The 19,488-nt window shown below is 68.7% G+C and carries 8 protein-coding genes and 2 pseudogenes; 3 read left to right on the plus strand and 7 right to left on the minus strand.

The features are described 5' to 3' along the window. Positions 1 to 436: 436 nt before the first annotated feature. The 3 genes from txtH to txtA all read right to left on the minus strand — a co-directional run bounded on the left by txtH (position 437) and on the right by txtA (position 9,614). Positions 437 to 634 (minus strand): thaxtomin biosynthesis NRPS accessory protein TxtH, encoded by a 198-nt coding sequence (gene txtH, locus SCAB_RS15075; protein WP_010350602.1) that lies wholly within the window; start codon positions 632 to 634, stop codon positions 437 to 439. A gap of 89 nt (positions 635 to 723) precedes the next feature. Further along, entirely contained in the window at positions 724 to 5,190 is a 4,467-nt protein-coding gene (gene txtB, locus SCAB_RS15080; RefSeq protein ID WP_010350604.1) for a thaxtomin non-ribosomal peptide synthetase TxtB, read from the minus strand. Between the two features lie 47 nt (positions 5,191 to 5,237). Beyond that, positions 5,238 to 9,614, minus strand: a complete 4,377-nt coding sequence (gene txtA / locus SCAB_RS15085) for a thaxtomin non-ribosomal peptide synthetase TxtA (RefSeq protein WP_010350605.1) — start codon at positions 9,612 to 9,614, stop codon at positions 5,238 to 5,240. A gap of 1,569 nt (positions 9,615 to 11,183) precedes the next feature. On the opposite strand from txtA, the gene txtR reads away from it, so the two are divergent. Beyond that, positions 11,184 to 12,134, plus strand: a complete 951-nt coding sequence (gene txtR / locus SCAB_RS15090; RefSeq protein WP_223786355.1) for a cellobiose-binding transcriptional regulator TxtR — start codon at positions 11,184 to 11,186, stop codon at positions 12,132 to 12,134. Between the two features lie 577 nt (positions 12,135 to 12,711). Here the strand turns inward: txtR and SCAB_RS48435 are convergent. After that, positions 12,712 to 12,969 (minus strand): annotated as a pseudogene (locus SCAB_RS48435) (zinc ribbon domain-containing protein); the annotation flags it as partial. A 1,327-nt stretch (positions 12,970 to 14,296) separates the two neighbouring features. On the opposite strand from SCAB_RS48435, the gene txtE reads away from it, so the two are divergent. Next, the gene (gene txtE, locus SCAB_RS15095; protein WP_010352784.1) at positions 14,297 to 15,517 is read left to right on the plus strand and encodes a 4-nitrotryptophan synthase; all 1,221 of its coding nucleotides are present in this window, start codon (positions 14,297 to 14,299) and stop codon (positions 15,515 to 15,517) included. A gap of 63 nt (positions 15,518 to 15,580) precedes the next feature. Further along, positions 15,581 to 16,753, plus strand: a complete 1,173-nt coding sequence (locus SCAB_RS15100) for a nitric oxide synthase oxygenase (RefSeq protein ID WP_013000941.1) — start codon at positions 15,581 to 15,583, stop codon at positions 16,751 to 16,753. 333 nt (positions 16,754 to 17,086) lie between these two features. On the opposite strand, the pseudogene SCAB_RS15105 reads toward SCAB_RS15100, so the two are convergent. From SCAB_RS15105 to SCAB_RS48440, 3 genes and pseudogenes are all read right to left on the minus strand, one after another. Then, a pseudogene (locus tag SCAB_RS15105) lies at positions 17,087 to 17,538 on the minus strand (hypothetical protein). Then, the gene (locus tag SCAB_RS15110; protein ID WP_010352781.1) at positions 17,520 to 17,804 is read right to left on the minus strand and encodes a hypothetical protein; all 285 of its coding nucleotides are present in this window, start codon (positions 17,802 to 17,804) and stop codon (positions 17,520 to 17,522) included. The pseudogene SCAB_RS15105 and the gene SCAB_RS15110 overlap by 19 nt, the downstream one beginning before the upstream one ends. A 410-nt stretch (positions 17,805 to 18,214) precedes the next feature. Then, positions 18,215 to 19,438 (minus strand): tyrosine-type recombinase/integrase, encoded by a 1,224-nt coding sequence (locus SCAB_RS48440; RefSeq protein ID WP_013000944.1) that lies wholly within the window; start codon positions 19,436 to 19,438, stop codon positions 18,215 to 18,217. Between the last annotated feature and the right edge of the window lie 50 nt (positions 19,439 to 19,488).

The following is a 19,488-nucleotide window of genomic DNA, read 5'->3' on the forward strand; positions in this document are numbered from 1 at the left end:
GGCGTCTACGACAGAACCGGCGACGGGTGCGGAATGGAGGTCACCCTTGATGGCGGCGGAGCCGACACGTGGCAGGCGCGCTCCTTCCCGGGTGCCCACCCGATGGCAGGCACGAACCCTCGTCGGCACCTACGCCGGACTCGCCGGGTTTCCGGAAGGTCTCCAGCATCGCGCCGAGACAGTCCGTCTCCGTCGTCCGGCGTTCGGCTGGGTGGGGCACCGACGTGCCCCACCCAGCCGGTCCAGCACCGCCCAAGCGCTTCGCCCGGCCCCGGCCGGCCTTCGGGACCACCACCGGAGCCGGTGCGGCGTCGGTGCCGTACGAGACCATCGGCAGGGACACCACGTCCTCGGAATCGGCGGTCGCCCAGCCGAGCCAGCCGTAAACGGCCCGGTTCTCGGCGACCCGTGGCCCCGCTCGATGTTATTGGCCGGGTCATTCACGGACGGACGCCGGGCGCATGTCCGTCCATTCCTTCTCGATGTACTCAAGGGCGCTTCCGCGGGGGCTCGGCCCGCTCACGGAACGCCACCCGGAGGGGATGTCGGCGAAATTCGGCCAGAGTGAGAACTGGCCTTCCTCGTTGCGGAGCACATGGAACTGCCCGTCATGGTCGTCGAAGGGTGAGGGCACGGTGAATTTCTCCTAGTCGGCAAAGAGGGCCCGGCACCGGGAATTGACGGTGCTTTCGGTGGCTTTCGCGATGATTCGGGGTCGGACGGCTACGGCCGTGGTGAGAAGGCCCGCCGTTCCGGCTCGGTGAGGATGTCCAGGGTGTGAAGGCGTGCGTCCGGGTCGCGGACCGCGGCGGACAGCAGCAGGAGATACCGCTCCAGGAGCAGTTCGACTGTCTCCTGGGAGAAGAGGTCCGAGCTGTACTCGGTACGGCCGGTGAGGCCCTGGGCGAGGCCGGCGCTGTCCCGGCTCTCGTCCCAGTTGAACATCAGATCGAAGCGGGCCGTTCCGGTGTTCGGGGGCGGTTCGGGGGTGAGGGTGACGGAGTCGGCCCGATGGCCGTCGCCGGGCGGTGCGTGCAGGACGAGGGCCGTCTGGTAGAGCGGGTGACGTGCCGGGTGGCGTGCCGGGTTGACGCGATCCACCACCTGGTCGAACGGGACCTCCTGGTGGGTGAAGGCGTCGAGGTCCACGGCCCGGGTCCGAGCGAGCAGGGTGCGGAACGTCGGGTCGCCCGAGGTGTCGACGCGAAGGACGACACTGTTGGCGAACAGCCCGACGAGGTCGTCCAGCGCGGGGTCCGTGCGCGCCGCGGCAGCGGTGCCGACGACGATGTCGGTGCCGCCGCCCAGCCGGGTCAGCAGTGCCGCGAGCGCGGCGTGCAGCACCATGAAGAGCGTCGCGCCCGTCTCCCGCGCGCAGTTGAGCAGTTCCTGATGGAGGGAGGCTTCGACGTGGGTGTGGACGGTGCCGCCACGATAGGTAGGTCTGGCCGGACGGCTCCGGTCGGCCGGCAGCCGCGTCTCGACCGGAAGACCGCGCAGCGTCCGCTCCCAGAAGGCGAGCTGGCGCCCGAAGCCGCTGCCGCGGTCCTGCGCCTCGGCTGCTTGCTCGTTGTGCCATACGGCGTAGTCGCGATAGTGAACCGGCAGCGGCTGCCACTGCGGGGCCCGCTGCCCCAGCCGCGCCCGGTAGGCGTGCGCCAGGTCCGCCGTCAGGGGGGCCAGCGACCAGGCGTCCACGGTGATGTGGTGCATCAGGAGCAGGAGCGTGTACCGGTCCTGTCCGTGCCGGAACAGGCGTGCGCGCAGGGGAAGGTCCGTCCTGAGCTCGAAGGGTTCCGCCGCGGCCCGCGCCAGGTGGCCGGCCAGACGGTCTTCGGCGGCGTCGGTCTCATGAAGGACCACCGCGGCGTCCTCGGGGGCGAGGACCCGTTGGCGGGGGCCGTCACCGTCATCGGGGAAGACGGTACGCAGGGGTTCGTGACGAGCCACGACGTCATCGAGTGCGGTCCGCAGCGCCCCGGTGTCCACCCGGCCCGTGATCCGCAGGCAGTACGGCACGTTGTAGATCCGGCTCGCGGGTCCGCCGAGTTGGTTGATGAACCACATGCCGTACTGGCTGTGCGAGAGCGGCACCGCCGCGTGGTTCTCGTCGCGGCAGAGCAACAGCGGGCGGAGCCTGCTCGCCGGAGCGGTACGCCCGGCCAGGCCCTCGACGGTCGGTGTCTCGAAGATCCAGGCGATCGGAACATCGACTTCGAGGTGTTTCGCGATACGGCCGACGAGGCGCGTGGCCAGTAGCGAGTTGCCGCCCAGGGCGAAGAAGTCGGCGTCCCTCGGCACCCCGGGCAGGCCGAGCACATCGGCGAAGAGATTGGCGAGGATCTCCTCGCGCGGAGTGCGGGGCGCCTGCCCGTCAGCCCGCGGGAACAGGGCGGGACGGGGCAGCGCCGTGCGGTCGAGCTTGCCGTTGACGGTGAGGGGGAGCGACGCGATGCGTACCACGGCGCTGGGCCGCAGGTACGCGGGGAGCCTGGCGGCCAGATAGCCGGGGAGCTTGCCCATCAGGGCGTTGCCGGTCCGGTGCGTGGTCGGCTGGTTGGCGTGGTCACCGGGCGACGTCCTGCCGCTGTCGGCGGACTCCGCCAGCGGGACGGCGCCCGGTTCACCGCCCACGGGTGTGAAACAGGCGTCCAGTCGCGTGGGGTCCTGCGCCGACCACGTGAGGTGGACCTCGCAGCCGGCGCCCCCGCCCAGGGCGTGCAGTTCCTCGGGGTCGATCCCTGCCGCCGGTTCTTGCAGCAACCGCAACGGCTCGTCGAGCGACCGGGCCGTGGTCAGCGCCGTCGCGGCCGATGCCTCACCGAGGATCCGGCTGTTCGGCACGCCGCGCAGCAGCAGCGACGTGCGGGTGCGGGCCAGCAGGCCGGACAACTCCTGCAGTCCGCTGACATCCGTGCCCCAGGTCAGTGTCTGCGCGTCCGGCGCAGCGGTACCGGTTTCCACCGGCTCCTTGATGAGCACCGCGTCGTACCGGTAGCGGGTCAGTTCGTTGTGGTGCGTGCCGCGCTGCACCGCTGTGCGTACCCCGCGGAGCTGCGGGATCCACCGGGGTACCGCGGCGAAGAACGCGGGGTCGAGGAGCAACTCCTTCTCATCCACCAGGTCCTGCTCGACCGCCGCGCGGACGGCGGAGGCAGAGGCTTCCCGCCGGGTGGCGGAGCGCAGCCGGACGGCGCTGCGCAGCGGGCGCAGCAGACGCAGGTGCCGGATGTCGCCGACGAACACCCGGCCGCCCGGCGCCAGCAGGCGTGCCGCCTCGCGCAGGACGCTCACCAGGTAGTCGGCCGACGGAAAGTACTGGATCACCGAGTTGAGGACAACGGTGTCGAAGTACCCCTCGGGGAGGCCGGGGAGGTCGTGTGCGGGACCGTGCAGCAGGTGGACCTTCTCCCGCAGCACCGGGTCGACGTCCACCTTCTTGCCGAGTGTCTCGATCACCTCGGCGGAGAAGTCGGTGGCCCAGTACGCCTCGCAGTCACCGGCGAGGCGGGACAGCAGCAGCCCGGTGCCCACGCCGATCTCCAGTACCCGGCGCGGTCGCAGGGCACGGATGCTGTCGACCGTGGCGTCCCGCCAGGCTTGCATCTGAGGCACGGGAATGGGCTCGCCGTCGTAGGTGCTGTTCCAGCCGCTGAAGTCCTCCCCCAGGGGGAGCGCTCCCACTGCGCTGTAGACCTCGTCGTAGAGCCGTTGCCATTCCTCGACGTGCTCCGAGGTGGTGTCGTCGGCCTGCCGCACGGCCGGGTGGTCCGGCACGACATAGGCGACGAGCCTCTGGTCTCCCGGAGTGTCCTCCCGGACCACCACCGCGGCCTGCGCGACCTCGGGATGGTCGCGCAGCACGGCTTCGACCTCGCCGGGCTCCACTCGGAAACCCCGTATCTTCGCCTGGTCGTCGACCCGGCCCACGAACTCCAGTTGCCCGTCGTCACGCACCCTCACCCGGTCGCCGGTCCGGTACATCCGCTCGCCCGGCGTCCCGAAGGGGTCGGCCACGAACCGCTCGGCGGTCAGCGCGGGCCGCCCCAGGTACCCGCGGGCCAGCCCCGCTCCGGCGATGTGGATCTCTCCGACCGCTCCCGGCGGTACCGGCCGGAGCCGCTCGTCGAGGACGTGGATGCGGGTGTCCGAGAGCGGACGGCCGATGGGCGGGATGCCTGCCCCGGCCAACGGTCCGCTCATGGTCGCGGAGACGGTCGATTCGGTCGGTCCGTACGCGTTCACCAGCAGCCGGCCCGGCGACCAGCGGCGCACCAGCTCGCTGTTGCAGGCCTCGCCCACATTGACGACGGTGGCCCCGGCGGGCAGAGCGCCGTCCGGCAGGGCGGCGAGCGTGGAGGCCGGCAGGGTGAAGTGGGTGATGCCCTCCTCGGCGGCGAGCGCACTGAACTCCGGTCCGGGCAGGAGCCGTTCACGCGGTGCGACCACCAGCGTGGCGCCAGTGAGCAAGGCCATCGACACGTCCCAGAAGGCGCCGTCGAAACTCGGCGAGGAAAAGAGCAGCAACCGGCTGGACGGCCCGATCCCCAGGTCCCGCGCATGGCTGCCCACCAGGCTGGCGATGCCGTGGTGGGTGAGGACCACTCCTTTGGGAGTACCGGTGGAACCCGAGGTGTAGATGACATAGGCCGGATGCCGGGTCCGGAGCGGGGCGCCGCGTTCGTCGTCCGCCACATCCGCCGCGGAGCAGTCGGCCAGGGTCCGTACGACGGCCGGGTCGTCCAGCACCACCGTGCGGGAGGCCGCCTCGGCCGGCAGCTCGGGCTCGATGTCACTCCTGGTCAGCACCAGCATGGGAGCGGCGTCGGCGAGCATGAACGCCAGCCGCTGCGGAGGATAGTCCGGATCCATCGGGAAGTAGCCGGCGCCCGATTTCAGTACGGCCGCCACGGCCACCACGAAGTCGGTCGAGCGCGGCAGGGCGAGACCGACCAGGCTCTCCGGGCCGGCGCCACGTGCGATGAGCAACCTGGCGAGGCGGTTGGCCCGCCGGTTCAGTTCGGCGTAACTCAGCCGCTCGCTCGCGGAGTTGATCGCGGTGGATTCGGGGGCGGCGTCGACACGGGCTTCGAAGAGCCGTCCCCATAGGCCGGGGGTGAACTCGGGGCCGGCCTGGGCCCCGGCGGGCGAGGCCGTGGTGCGGCTTCGCCCCGGCGGCAGCATGGACATCGAGTGGACCTCACAGATGATGGGATCGGACGGGCTGGCCCTGGGAGTCACTGCAGTGGGAGGTCCTGGACGCGGAGATCGGGATCCTTCAACAACAGGGACAGCACGACTTCGTACTGCTGGGCGAGCCGGACGACCGTGTCGTCGCGCAGCAGCCCGCTCTGGTACTGGATGTGGCTGCGCAGCGTCCCGCCGTCCGCGGCGGAGGCCAGATGCTCCACGGTCCACAGCACCGGATAGCGGGCGGATTCGCTCGCCGGCCGTGGGCCGGGACTGATGGTGAGGCCCGGCAGGTCGGCCGGCGGAGCTGCGACCGTGCGCAGGACGAGTGACACCTGGGGCGGTGGCACGTCGGCCAGGCGCTCGAAGAGCAGGTCCTGGTGGGCATAGGCACCGAGATCGGTCACGCGGACCCGGTCCAGCAGTTCGCGGAAGGTGGGGTTGCCCGACGTGTCGGTGCGCAGCGCCAAGGTGTTGGCGAAGAGGCCCACCAGCGGTTCGAACTGGGTGTCGGTCCGGCCGGCCACCGCGGTCACGACGGTGACGTCCCCTCCTGCTCCCCTGCGGGCGAGCAGTGCGACGAGCGCGGCGTGCAGGATCATGAAGACGGTGACACCGTGCTCACGGGCCGCGGCTGTCAGCACCCGGTGGCCGCCGACTTCGAGCGGAAGATCGAGGGACCTGCCGGCAAAGTCCTGCTGGGCCGGCGCCGGGCTGTCGGTCTCCAGGACCGGCCTGTCGTCGGCACCGTGCAGCGTCTTCCTCCAGTACTCCGCCTGGCGCAGCGCGACGTCGCTCGGGTCGTCCGTGGCGCCGAGCAGCCGGCGCTGCCAGGCGACGTAGTCGAGGTAGCCGAAGGACAGCGGCTCCCACTGTGGTGCGCGCCCCTCGGTCCGGGCGCGGTAGGCGCGGACCAGGTCCTCCAGCAGGGGGCCGAAGGACCAGCCGTCGGCGGCGATGTGATGCATGACCAGCAGCAGTACGGACTCGTCCGGGCCGAGCGTGAACAGTACGGCCCGCAGCGGGATCTCGGTCTCGAGGTCGAAGTGGCGGCGGGCGGCGTGCGCGAGATCCTCGGACAGCCGCTCGGGCGTGGTCCTGGTCTCCGTCCATGGGATGTCGTCCGCGGTGGCTTCCGTGATCACCGCACACGGACCGCTGCCGTCGTCCTGGACGAGCGTGCGCAGCGGAACGTGCCGGGTGACGACATCGGCGAGGGCGGCGCGCAGTGCCTCGGCGTCGACGGCACCGGTCAGCCGCTGCGACAGCGGCACGTTGAACATGTCGCGACACAGGCTTCGGCGGTACTCGTGCCACATCTGCATCTGCTGGGCCGACAACGGCGCCGTGCTGCCGGAGGCGTACTCGCTCGGCACGGGCAGCGGCCTGGCCTCGTCCCCCGCGTCGAAGCGGGCGGCGAGCGCGCCGACGGTGGGCGACTCGAACAGCCACGACAGCGGCATCTCGGTGTTCAGGCGCCGCCGGACCTCGGCGGCGAGTCGGGTGGCCAGCAGGGAGTTGCCGCCGACGGCGAAGAAGTCGCTGTCGGCTGTGACGTCGGCTGTCGCGAGTACGTCGGCGAAGATCGCCGCCAGTACCTCCTCGCGGGCGGTCCTGGGCGGACGTCCCGAGGCATGGGCGGCGCGCCGCGGCCGGGGCAGGGCGCCGCGGTCGAGCTTTCCGTTCACCGTGACCGGCAGCCTGTCGAGCGGGACGAAGACCTCCGGGACCATGAAGGCCGGCAGCTTCGCCGCGACCTGCCCGGGAAGAGAGGCCATCGTCTGGGAGTCGGGGCGGGCGAACGCCGGCCTGTTGGTGAACCGGGCCGGGGAGAAACCGTCCGGCTCCGCGTCGGTCCGGGGGGCGGGACGCGGCACGAGCGCTCCGGCGCGTGTGAAGGAAGCGTCGATCAGGGCGTCGTCCTCGGACGACCAGGTGCAGTCGACCCGGTAGCCCAGTTCCGCGCCCAGCCGGCGCAGGTCCTCCGGTGCCACGCCCGCCGGAGCCTGCCCCAGGGACAGCACCTCGTGCAGGGGGCGCCGGTCGAACAGCGCGAGTGTCGCGGCATGCTCGCCGGCCACCCGGCCGTTGGGGATCCCGGTGACGCACAACCGCTCCGGTTTCCCACGACGCAGCCGATCGGCGACGTCGGCCAGGCTCGCCATCTCGCCGTCCCACCGCAGTCGCACGACCGGCCCCGCGTCGTCCGTGGGCCCGGTGTCATCGGCAGGCCCGGCATGCTTGCGCAGCACCACCTCGTAGCGATAGCGGCTGAGTTCGTTGTCGTACCCGCCCCGTTTGAGCGTGCACGACTCCAGCGTCATGCCGGGCAGCGCGCCGACGGCCGTCGTGAAGAACTCCGGGTCCACGAGCAGTTCCTTCTCCTGCGCCATGGCCCGGTCGATCGCCGCGCAGACCGTCTGCGGAGTGTCGGTGTGCGTGGCCGCCGCCAGCAGCCCCCCGGCGTGGAAGGTGCGCAGCAGACGAAGGTTACGGACGTCGCCGAGGAACACCGCGCCCCCGGGTACCAGGAGCCGGGACACCTCGCGCAGTAGGTCGAACAGGTAATCGCCTGAGGGAAAGTACTGGATCACGGAGTTGAGCACGACGGTGTCGAAGCCGCCGCTGGGCAGACTCCCCAGCTCATGGGCGGAGAGCTGATGCAGGACGACCCGGTCCGCGAGGCCGGGGCGCTCGGCGACCTGCCCGCGCAGCCGCTCGATCAGGGCCCCGGAGATGTCGGTGCCCCAGTAGCTTTCGCAGTCACCCGCCAGCTGCGAGAGCAGCAGACCGGAACCGCAGCCGATCTCCAGTACGCGGCGCGGAGCCAGTTCGCGGATCTGCCGCACGGTCTGCTCACGCCATTCGCGCATCCCCTCGATCGGCCGCCCGCCATAACTGCTCACCCAGCCGGAGAAGTCCTCGCCGAAGTCGGCGGTGTCGGCTCGGCCGTACAGATCGTCGTAGAGCCGTCGCCAGGCATCGAGTTGACCGTCCGGTTCCTCGCCGGCCGCCTCGTCGGCGGCCGCGTTCTCGGGTATGACGTAGGCGGCGAGGTATGGCTCTCCGGGCCGGTCCTCACGCAGGACGACGGCGGCCTGCCGGACCCCGCGGCACCCGGCGATGACGGATTCGATCTCGCCCGGCTCGATACGGAAGCCGCGTACCTTGACCTGGTCGTCCGCCCTGCCGACGAACTCCAGGTCTCCTGAACGGGTCCAGCGGCCGAGGTCACCGCTGCGGTACATACGGCTGCCGGCCGGGCCGAAGGGGTCCGCCACGAACCGCTGCGCGGTCAGACCCGGCCGCTCGAGGTACCCGCGTGCCAGGCTGTGCCCCGCGATGTAGATCTCGCCGACCGCTCCCGGCACAACCGGTGCGAGGCGGTCGTCGAGGACATGGATCCGGGTGCCGTCCACCGCCCGGCCGACCGGCGGCGCCACGTCGTCGGCCAGCGGATCGCTCATGGTGGCGCAGACGGTGGACTCCGTCGGGCCGTAGGCGTTCACCATCGTCCGGTGCGGGCGCCAGCGCTGCACGAGAGCCGCCGGGCACGCTTCGCCCGCGACGACCAGCGTCACGCTCGGAGGCAGCATGTCGGGGCCCAGCGCACCCGCGACCGAGGGCGGGAGAGTGACATGAGTGACTCCGTGGTCCGCGATCAACGCGGCCAGTTCGGCGTCGGGCAGCAGCCGCCCCGGCCTGCCGACCACGAGCGCGGCCCCGGCCAGCAGCGCCATCGACATCTCCCAGAAACTGGCGTCGAAACTCGGGGACGAGAAGGCGAGCACGCGTGAGGCGCCGGTGACGGCGAGGCGACGACGCTGGGTCGCGATCAGGCTCGCGACGCCTTGGTGGGTGACGACGACTCCCTTGGGGATCCCCGTGGAGCCGGAGGTGTAGATGATGTAGGCGGGACTCGCGGGGCGCAGTGGCTCCAAACGTTCCCCGTCCTCCATGTCGTGGTCCGGCAGACGGCGCAGTACGTCCTCGGTGGCCTCGTCGTCCAGTACCACGAGGCTGCCGGTGGGCAGCTGGCCCAGAAGGTCGCCCCGGACGTCCGACGTCGTCACCAGCACCACGGGTGCTGCGTCCCGGGCCATGAAGGACAGTCGCTCCACGGGGTAGTTCGGATCCAGCGGCAGGTACGCGGCCCCGCACTTGAGCACGGCCGTCGCGCACAGGAAGAAGTCCGCGGACCTGCCCAGCACCAGCCCGACCGACCGCTCCGGCCCGGCGCCGAGGTACTTCAGCCACCGGGCGAGCCGGTTCGCACGGGCATTGAACTGCGCGTACGTGAGCGCCGTGTCCCCGGCGACGAGCGCGATGGCGTCAGGTGTGTCGGCCACCCGCGCTTCGAGGAGACTCGGCCACGTCGTGGCGAGCGCTCCCTCCGGGAGATCTTCACCGGTCAGGTGCGACACAGGTATCCGTTCCTCTCTGTCGTCGAGCCGCCCGTGGGCGCGCTCAAGCCGATGGCATGGAAAGCGGAAGCAGGGGAGGGGAAAGACGTCGGGCCTACGTGGGGCCGAGTGGCGCCAGGAGTGGTGAGCGACGACGGTTCGGGGGGCCACGGGGTACGGGTGCCGGCTTCTCCTACGAGAACCCGAGCCACCGCGTGCGGCCGACGGGCCGCCGGATCGAGAAGCGGTTGCAGGAGAACCGTTCTCAGAATGTCTTGTCCGTCCCGATGAAGCAGGTGTCGTAGCACCGGGAATCCCCCTGTGAATGGTTCTCGCACGTTGGAACATAAGCATCATGGGGTTGTTTCCGCGGCGCAGTCTTGTCGGTCAGTGACCGCGTCGTTGCCTCTGGACGCCAGGCTTCCGTTTGCAGCGGGAGCTACTGCGAGGAGGCCACGTGCCGACGATCCAGCGGGGTCGGGCAACGGTGAGGTGGTGATCCGCGCCCGGGGTCCTGCAGCCCCCGCCACCTCGCAAAATTTCGACAAACAAATTCGACACAGGAAGACCAGACTTCCGCGACCGGAGGAAAGCGCAGGGAGCTGCCTGTGACTTCCCGCATCGGCAGCGCTCGCGCTCGACGACTCCGTCCGTCCGGCGGGCCGTCGCCTCAGTCAACCACCCCGGCGTAGCGAGTGAGTGCAGTTGAGCGGATAGCTGGTGAGGTAAACCCAACGGGCGAGTTCGATGAACGCACGTACGGCTGCGCCGACAATCCCGCAGGTGGCTTGCGCACCGCCCGCCAAGACAATGCTCCTGTGTGCGCACCCTCAGGAGCCAACACACAACTCCGGTCAATCAGTAGGTACTTGACTGGACTGCCACCCGCAGGGCACTGTCAATAAGCGGGAGCGCTCCCACAGCGCTCTCTTGTACAGCGCAGCACCTCCTGATGAGCAGTGACGGACTCGCACGGACTCAGTAAGCGAAGACGCGCACGGCCCCTTCCCCTTACGGCCGTTCGTGGCCTCGTGATGAGTGAGGAAAACCTGATGGACAAATTTGCCTCGGACAGACCTGGAAACCCGATCGCGGCGACGGAGTTTCTCTCTCCGCACTGTTTCCGGAGGCGCTGGCCACGGCATGGAGAAACGGGGCGCGACCGTTACGGCCACCCTGGCCCGGGCGGCGGCATGCCGTGCGAGCGAGGCTCGCTCGGGCGTCGCCACGGACTCCGGCGCAGGAGCGTTTATGCGGTGCGATGCAGTGACCCGGGTGACTGCCTGACGCCAGCCGGCGGAGACGGCTGGCCACAGGCCTGTCAGATCGCACCTCCCCTCGGTCGACGCAGCGGGTGAGCAAGTCACCCAACGTGGATCCGAGGGTCCACGCACCCACGATGGAGACGTCCGCAGCGGAATGTCAGCACACCTGACCCGTCTGCGGCGCGCGAGGAGCATCGATCGCACCCGCGGGTTGTGACCAGGATTCTCCCGCCTCCGGCGCCAGACCCGATTGACCTGGTAGTTGAAATTTCAATCAAACTAAGCGGGTGAACGACTGGGTTCGTTCCTTGCGGAGGATCTCGCCGTGGCCTGTTCTGAACTGTTTGTCGCGCTCGGAGCCGAGAAGGGGGAAGCATCTTGCTTCACTCGATTTCCGGCCGACGCGCCGAGCGCAAGGTACTGCCTTTTGTCGAGCTCAGGCATGCAGATAAAATCTTTCAAGGCCGGCGGGGTCAAGGTGACGATCATAGATTCCGGTCCAGCCGTCATCGAGTTCGAGGCAATCAACTCGGAGGCGGCCTTGACGCCGCAGAGAACAGTCATATGCGTACTGTCAGGAATGGCGTTCATCGCTGGTACCGGAAACGGTACGGAGATCGACGCGGGGACGCTGGTTATGACGGACGGCGACGTTCCCTTTTCGATGAATGTGCCCGTTGCTTCGCGACTCCTCGTACTGCGTTTCGCCGACGAAGCGAAGGATGGACTCCCGGTGTCGCCTCGGGGGACTTTTATCGTGACGGATGCTGCCAAGGGTCCCGGATCCGGATTTCTTTTTTCGTTCTTGAATACCCTGGCTGTGGAGATGATGAAAACCGATGGGATTCTGTCCTCGTATATGGAGGAGGTCGTGCGCATCCTGGCGATCTCCGCGACGCGAATCGCATATGCCGAGCTCGGAAAGCATTACTCTGGGGGATGCGATCCACTTCTGATCGCGGTTCAGGAGTCGATCGACCGGCAGTTGGCCGACCCCGAGATCAGCCCGGCGACCCTCGCGGCCGAACACAACATATCGGTGCGTCAGTTACATCGAGTTTTCGGACCGATCGGGGAAAGCGTCATGAGCTATGTCAAACGCCGTCGCCTGGAGCGTTTCGCATGCGATCTGAGGGATCCGAGCCTGGGGCACCGGAAGATCAATGAGCTGGCGGCGGACTGGGGGATGCTGGATGCCGCGATGCTGAGCAGACACTTCCGCTGCGCCTACGGAATGTCGCCCCGCGATTACCGGAAGCAGCACTGTTTCACCTGAAACGGCGAGGGCATGACGGCGGCAGGGACGACGTGTCGCCCACGGTTCGGCACGGGGTTCCCGGCGCCACCCCGGCCCGAGAAAGGACCAGGGCCCCGAAACGTGGTCGTGGACGAGCCGAGTCAGCACGGTCCCGGCACGGGAGGCCTGCCCCCGCACCATGCAGCTCAGACGCCACCACACGACACACCTCGGTCACTCCACCGGGCCGAAGGGGAGCGTCCTGGTCACCGGAGTGCCGACGCCGCACCTCCTCGCGTGCGCTCTTCGGTCGCCCACCCGGGACGTGCCCGCACTGCGCGAAGCATCGGACACCGTGGACGCCTCCACCGGCACGCACGCAACTTACGAGCACTCCTGGCCAGGTGATGTGACTTGCACCTCGGGCTGAAGCCGGAGGGTTCCCGCCTTCTCGATCGTTGCTGTGCCACTACGCGGCCCGGGGCTAGGCGGCACGGATCGATGGCCCTGGGCACAGCCGTCATGCAGCTCATGCACTGCCGACCGCCTGCGGGCCGGTCGCGAACTCCCGCCACATCACACAGCCTTCGGTGTCCCACGTTGCGGGGCTGCGCGGTCAGTAGGGCGTAACTGCGACTCGGTCAGGGGATCCCCATGGATCCGCATCTCGACTGCTACGGCAACTCCCTCGCGGCCTGGAGCAGGTCTGGGAGGTCGGTGTGAACCGGCCGATCCTGACCAGGGTGCGGCCGTACCGTTCCGCTTTGTACTCCAGCATGCTGAGGAACGATGGCCACCCGGCGTCGTGCACGGACTTGGTCAGCTTCGTGCGGGCCAGTCCCGCCACCGACAGGTCCTCCACGGCGATCCCTTGGTCATCACCCGGCAGCCGGCCGGCGCCTACCAGGTGGGCCGGTTCGGCGGAGCCGGAGGGCCTGGCCCGGCCGGATACACACGGTGAGTGCCTTCGGTGCCAGGTCTCAGGCCGGAAGGTTCCGGCGGTCGCGTCCGGAACACCTCGTCCGCGACCGCCGGCCTGTGCAGGGCGACCAGCGGCGACTTCCCCGGCGGCGGGCCGGGCAGAAGGGCGGAACGAGCCACGACGGCACGGACCAACTCGACCCAGGAGAGCCCGGTCTGCGGGTCGGCCGGGGAAAGTGCGGCCGGACTGCGGCTTGCGTGTTCCCAGGCTGAGCCGGTCCATCGACATCCGGCGTCTCAGACGCTACGTCACCCGTGAGATATACGGTCAGATGCAACCGCCACCTTCCTCGCCGCCTCGTCTTCTGCCGCCTGCCGCAACATCGGGGCATCCTGAACGTTCATCTCGCTTATGGAATGCGGCAGTTCATCGCCCGGCAGGACTGGCCGACCCGCTACCGGCTGGTCTCCTACGCACCCGGCCTCAACCCGGCGGAAGGCTTCTGGTCGCCGCTGCGGTCCCGCACCGCTTTCACCACTCTCCGAGCACCTCAGCCGGACCATCGAAACGGAATGAGGAAATCTGGTATGTTTCCCACTCATCGACGGATGCCTCGCCGGAACCGGTCCGTCCCTCACGCCAACGACCTCACAAGCTCAGTCGCTGTCAGGACGAGGGAAAACCTCCAATTCCCTCCCGGCTTTACCGGGATATGACAAGGCGCCTCGTGGTGCGGCAGCTTTCGTCGGCACCTCGCGCCATGCGCAGGTCCCCTGTCCGCGAAGGTATCGAAAGGTGCATAGCGGAACTGGCATCCAACAGCTAAGGATCAGTCACCGATCGACAAGATTTCGTCGGGGATGCCTATCCATGATGAAGGTGTGCCGGCGCACGATCTTCAAGAGAGAGGAATTCCGGTGCCACGGCGCCTCCGTCACCAGGACAGGCAACACATGTGAGCGTGGTTCTCCTGTGGGCCGCTTCTTGATCCAGCAGCCCCGTTGCTCGCACGCAGTAGCTCAGGTCCTCGTCGGAGAAGCCGATCTCCGCGCCGAACGGCACCTGCGAATCACCGCCGCTCGCCACAGGATTCCTCCGCTCCGTGGCCGGGCTCGCCCCGTCGCCGGAGATCCCGCCCGGCGATGCCGCGCCGCCCGCCCTGTCAACACGTATGCGCCGCGACTGACAACCACGGGATCGAGGGCTCGCCTCCCATCCCGGAATTCCTGCCGCGATCCCCGGCTCCGCATCCCTTTTCGACTACCCCAAGGAAGCCCCTGTGACCGTCCCCTCGCCGCTCGCCGACCCGTCCATCGTGCCCGACCCCTACCCTGTCTACGCCGACCTGGCCCAGCGCCGCCCCGTCCACTGGGTCGAGCGCCTGAACGCCTGGGCGGTCTTGACGTACGCCGACTGCGCCGCCGGGCTGAAGGATCCCCGGCTCACCGCCGACCGGGGGACGGAAGTGCTGGCCGCGAAGTTCCCCGGACAGCCGCTGCCGCCGGACAACATCTTCCACCGCTGGACCAAGAACGTGGTGATGTACACGGACCCGCCGCTCCACGACGCGCTACGCCGGTCCGTCCGCGCAGGCTTCACCCGTGCCGCGCACCAGCACTACGACCAAGTCCTCCAGAAGGTCGCGCACGACCTGGTCGCTTCCATCCCGGCCGGTGCCACCGAGATCGACGCCGTCCCCGCCCTGGCTGCCGAACTCCCCGTACGCTCCGCCGTGCACGCCTTCGGGGTCCCCGAGGAGGACCTCGGATTCCTCATCCCGCGCGTGAATACGATCATGACGTACCACTCCGGTCCGAAGGATCAGCCGGTGACGCAGGAGATAATCCTGGAAAAGCTCACCGACCTGCACACGTACGCCTCCGAACTCCTCCAGGGCATGCGGGGCAAGGTCCTGCCGGACACCGTCATCGCCCGCCTGGCAGCCGCCCAGGACGGCCTGACCGAGACCACGCCGGAACAGACCGTGCACCAGCTGGCGCTGGTGTTCATCGCGTTGTTCGCGCCCACGACGCCGGGCTCTCTCAGCAGCGGCACGCTCGCGTTCGCCCGCAACCCGCGGCAGGTCGAACGCTTCCTGGCGGACCAGGCGTGCGTGGACAACACGGCGAACGAGGTCCTCCGCTACAACGCCTCGAACCAGTTCACCTGGCGCGTCGCGGCCAAGGACGTCGAGATGGGCGGCGTACGGATCGAGGCCGGGCAGACTCTCGCCCTGTTCCTGGGCTCGGCCAACCGGGACGCCAACATGTTCGAGCGACCGAACGACTTCGACCTCGACCGTCCCAACAGCGCTCGGCACCTGTCGTTCGGCCAAGGGGTGCACGCCTGTCTCGCCGCGCAGCTCATCTCCCTGCAGCTGAAGTGGTTCTACGTCGCCCTGCTGAACCGCTTCCCGGGCATCCGGACGGCGGGCGAGCCGATCTGGAACGAGAACCTCGAATTCCGCTCCCTTCGCTCCCTGCCGCTCAGCCTCCGCTGACGAGGTCAGCGCTCTACTCCCCTGCGAGGAATCGTGACCTCCGAAGTCGCTCTGGGCCCTTCCTTGCCCGCCCCGTCCCCGACAGCGTGCCCGGCACTGGGGCCCGATTCGTCCCTTGGCCCGGTCCCGTCGGCGGAACCGGCGACGCCGCAGTCCTGCGGCGTCGCCGATCCAAATGAGGCTGAGGAGTTCCTGCGCCAGTTCCACGCGGAGCAGTCCGATCAGCCCGTCCCGCTCGCCCGGCGCCTGGAGCAGGTCCGCGCCGCCATCGACGCCACGGGCACCTACCGGCACACCACCGCCGAGCTCGTGTACGGTGCCCGCGTCGCGTGGCGCAACTCCAGTCGCTGCATCGGCCGCCTGTACTGGAACAGCCTGCGCGTCCTGGACCGCCGGGACGCCACAGCCCCCGATGAGATCCACCGGCACTTGTGCACGCACCTGCGCCAGGCGACCAACGGCGGGCGCATCAGGCCGGTGATTTCGGTCTTCGCCCCGGACTCCCCCGGCCGGCCCGGCCCGCAGGTGTGGAACGAGCAGCTCATCCGGTACGCCGGCTACCGCCGCGACGACGGCACCGTGCTCGGTGACCCGCGCACCGCCGACCTCACCGAGGCCATCCTCCGCCTCGGCTGGCAGGGCTGCCCCCAAGGGCCGTTCGACGTCCTGCCCCTGGTCATCGACACCCCCGACGACAAACCCCGGTTCTTCGAGCTGCCGCGGGAGCTGGTCTTGGAGGTCCCTATCACCCACCCCGACGTCCCACGCCTGGCCGAACTGGGCCTGCGCTGGCACGCCGTACCCGTCATCTCCAACATGCGCCTACGCATCGGCGGGATGGACTACCCGCTCGCCCCGTTCAACGGCTGGTACATGGGCACGGAGATCGGCGCCCGCAACCTCGTCGACGAGGACCGCTACAACATGCTCCCCGCCGTCGCCGCCTGCCTCCAGCTGGACACCACCAGCGAGTCAACCCTGTGGCGCGACCGCGCCCTGGTCGAGCTCAACGTCGCCGTCCTGCACTCCTTCGAGGCCGCAGGTGTCCGGATCAGCGACCACCACGAGGAGTCCCGGCGCTTCCTCGCCCACCTGGCCAAGGAGGAACGCCAGGGCCGCACCGTATCCGCAGACTGGAGCTGGATCGTCCCCCCGCTCTCCGGCGGCATCACCCCCGTGTTCCACCGTTACTACGACAACGTCGACCAGCGCCCCAACTTCTACCCCCACCAGTGAAGTGATGAGGCGTCTACAACCCCGCCCCGCAGCATCTGCTCGACGGCCGCCAGTGCCGGCGGCTGTCGAACTCCTCCAGGAAGACGAGGTGGGAATGGCCGCAGGTGTGGCTGACGACGTCTCCCAAGGCCGGAGCCTGCGCGCCCTCACCGTGACTCGATTCGCTCTAGCAGCAGCTGGGCGGTCGCCAGCCAATCCCGTCGGCGTCGGCGTCGACGCTGGTCAGCTATGGCGCGCACTGCCTGACCAGATGCGAGTCACCGTAGCGGACCAGGGCAGATGGGCGGGCACCTGAATGCCGAACCCGGCGGCGTCGGACATGGCGCCCACTGGTCAAAGCGCAACGTCTGCAGCCTGATCGCGCTCACCAACTCCCGTACCGCCTGCAATCCACCACTCCCAGCGGCCAAGCAGCCAGCACATCGCCGGGGCCGTCAACATGACCACAGGGCGGTGCTGTCGCAGCGCGGCTTCGGCGACCGCCGCATCAATCGCGTAGGTGTGCCCGCGCAAGCCGGCATCCATCAACAGCTTCGAGGCCGCCCGCGCCTCCTCGTCGCCCACCGGGACTACGCGCAGTCCGGAAAGCACCCGGTTCAGGCAAGACATGTTCGTACGGGCGTGGACGGCCTCGATGATGGTGAGCGCGCTGATAACGACCTCCATGCCGCGCGAGCGGGCCTCGGCAACCAGAGCCACCACTTGCTCGTCGTCGGCGAGCAGCTTCGAAACCCCCCGCTGCCGAGGACCAGCGTCCCCTCGTGACTCAGCTTGCGGCGGGCCACTCGGCCTCCTCGGCGAACACCTCGTCGAAGACGTGCCGCGCCCGCTGCCGGGCTTGCTCGGAGCCCGGCTCCTTACGGTTCTCGTAGTCCGCCAGGTACTCGTCCAGCACCTGGCCGCGCAGCTCACGCTCGACCGCCGCGGCGATGTACGCGGAGAACTCCCGCTTGCCCACCCGCGCCCGGATCGCCTCGGCGGTCCCCTCCGGCAGCGACAGGTTTACCCGCGTCGCTGGCCCCTCCGCGATGCCGTACGTCGTCTCAGCCATGACCCCAAGCGTGTCAAACGAGTAGGAAAAGCGCTGCGGCCCGCGCCTGGGACTCGGCACCGGAGCCGACCGCCATCCCGGCACAACCGCAGCACGGTAGGGATGAGTAGGGGTGACGGCAGGTGACGACGGGTCAGGTTTCCTGGCACCATCCCAGCACGGAAAAAAACCAGGGGCCCGACCCCGAAGAGCCGAACCCCTATTGACCTGCATGTTTGCCAGATCAGTGACGTGGCGGTACGTCACCCGCTACACATTGAAGCGGAACGTTTGAAACACCGCTCCCACCTGCGGAAACGCGGTTTCTGGGGGGCAAAGTCAGCACAGAATCAGCACGGGAGATCAAGGTCAGCACCTACGCCGCTTCCTCGCACGTTGACCTCCTGCGGTGGCTCGGTCGGCACGTCCACCTACACCGGGCGCATGGCATCCTGCATGATCTCCCGGCAACGGTGCCAGGCGCCAGGTACGAGGTGCCCGTAGATGTCGACCGTGGTCTTGATCGACTTGTGGCCAAGCCAACGCGAGACCTCATGGATGGGGATACCGTTCGCCAGAGCAGTCGAGGCGAAGAAGTGGCGGAGGCCGTGCGGGGTGTACTTCGGCTTGCCGTCCGCCCGGACAAGGCCGGCTGCCTTGAGTGCCTTCTTGAAGTGGTACGCATAGGTCGTGGCCGTAGGCATCGTGCCCTTGCCTCGCTCGCGAGGTGCGAAGAAGACTTCCAGCTCCTTGTCCCGGCCCCCCTTGTCCGTGAATACCACCGGCACGGCGTCCCACCGCTCCGCATGGGCGACGATTTCTTCTTCTAGGAACGGCGCCGTGGGGATGTCGCGGTACTCTCCTTCCGCCCGGTGCTTCAGCGGCACAAACCGCGTCCGACAATCCCCGCGGTTCGCCTTCGAGCTGACCTGCCAGCGGACTCGTATGAAGTCGGTTCGACGACACTCCGTAGCGAAGGCGAGAGTCTCACTGATCCGGAGGCCGGCCGCTGCCTGCAAGTAGATCGTCAACCGGTACTGCGGAGAGATGTACTTCGCGACGAGATCGACCTCTTCGAGGGTCGGAATCTCATCCTCATCCACGGCGAACGAGCTCGTCCGGGGGACCTTCACGCCCGCCGCAGGGTTTTCCGCTATGCGCTTTTCGGTGACGGCCGCCTGCATCATGGCCGCTACGAACTTCATGCGGTCGTTGATGGTGGACGCGGCCATGCCCTCGCCGTTCCGGTGCAGGTCCGCGATGAACTTCTCGAAGTCCTTCTTTACGAGTCCGGCGAGCGTCTTCCGACCCAGGTGCGGAACCACGTGGTTCCGGGTGAACCCCTCGTAGTTCCGGCGCGTGCCTTCGGCGAGTATCTGAAGCCCGAGCCACTCCTTCGACCACGCTCGAAGGGTAATGTCCCCTCGCTTGGGGTCGAGGTAGACACCCATACCCTTGTCGTGTTCGACCTTCGACGCAAAGGCGTCGGCGCCATCGGGGCCGGTCTTCTTGGCGAACGTCTTCTCCCTCTGGCGGGCCGTCCGGCCGCCGGGCTCGCGGTACCTGACCGTCCAGTTGTGGCCGCAGCGGGTCTTCTCGCACGGGTAGTACTTGTTCGTCGGCTCGGTCTTGCACTTCTGGAAGACGGTGGCCATATGGCCTCCTTTCTGCATTGAAAAAGGGCATGACTCACCCGCAAGAGGAA

It is taken from the genome of Streptomyces scabiei 87.22 (assembly GCF_000091305.1).
Taxonomy (GTDB): domain Bacteria; phylum Actinomycetota; class Actinomycetes; order Streptomycetales; family Streptomycetaceae; genus Streptomyces; species Streptomyces scabiei.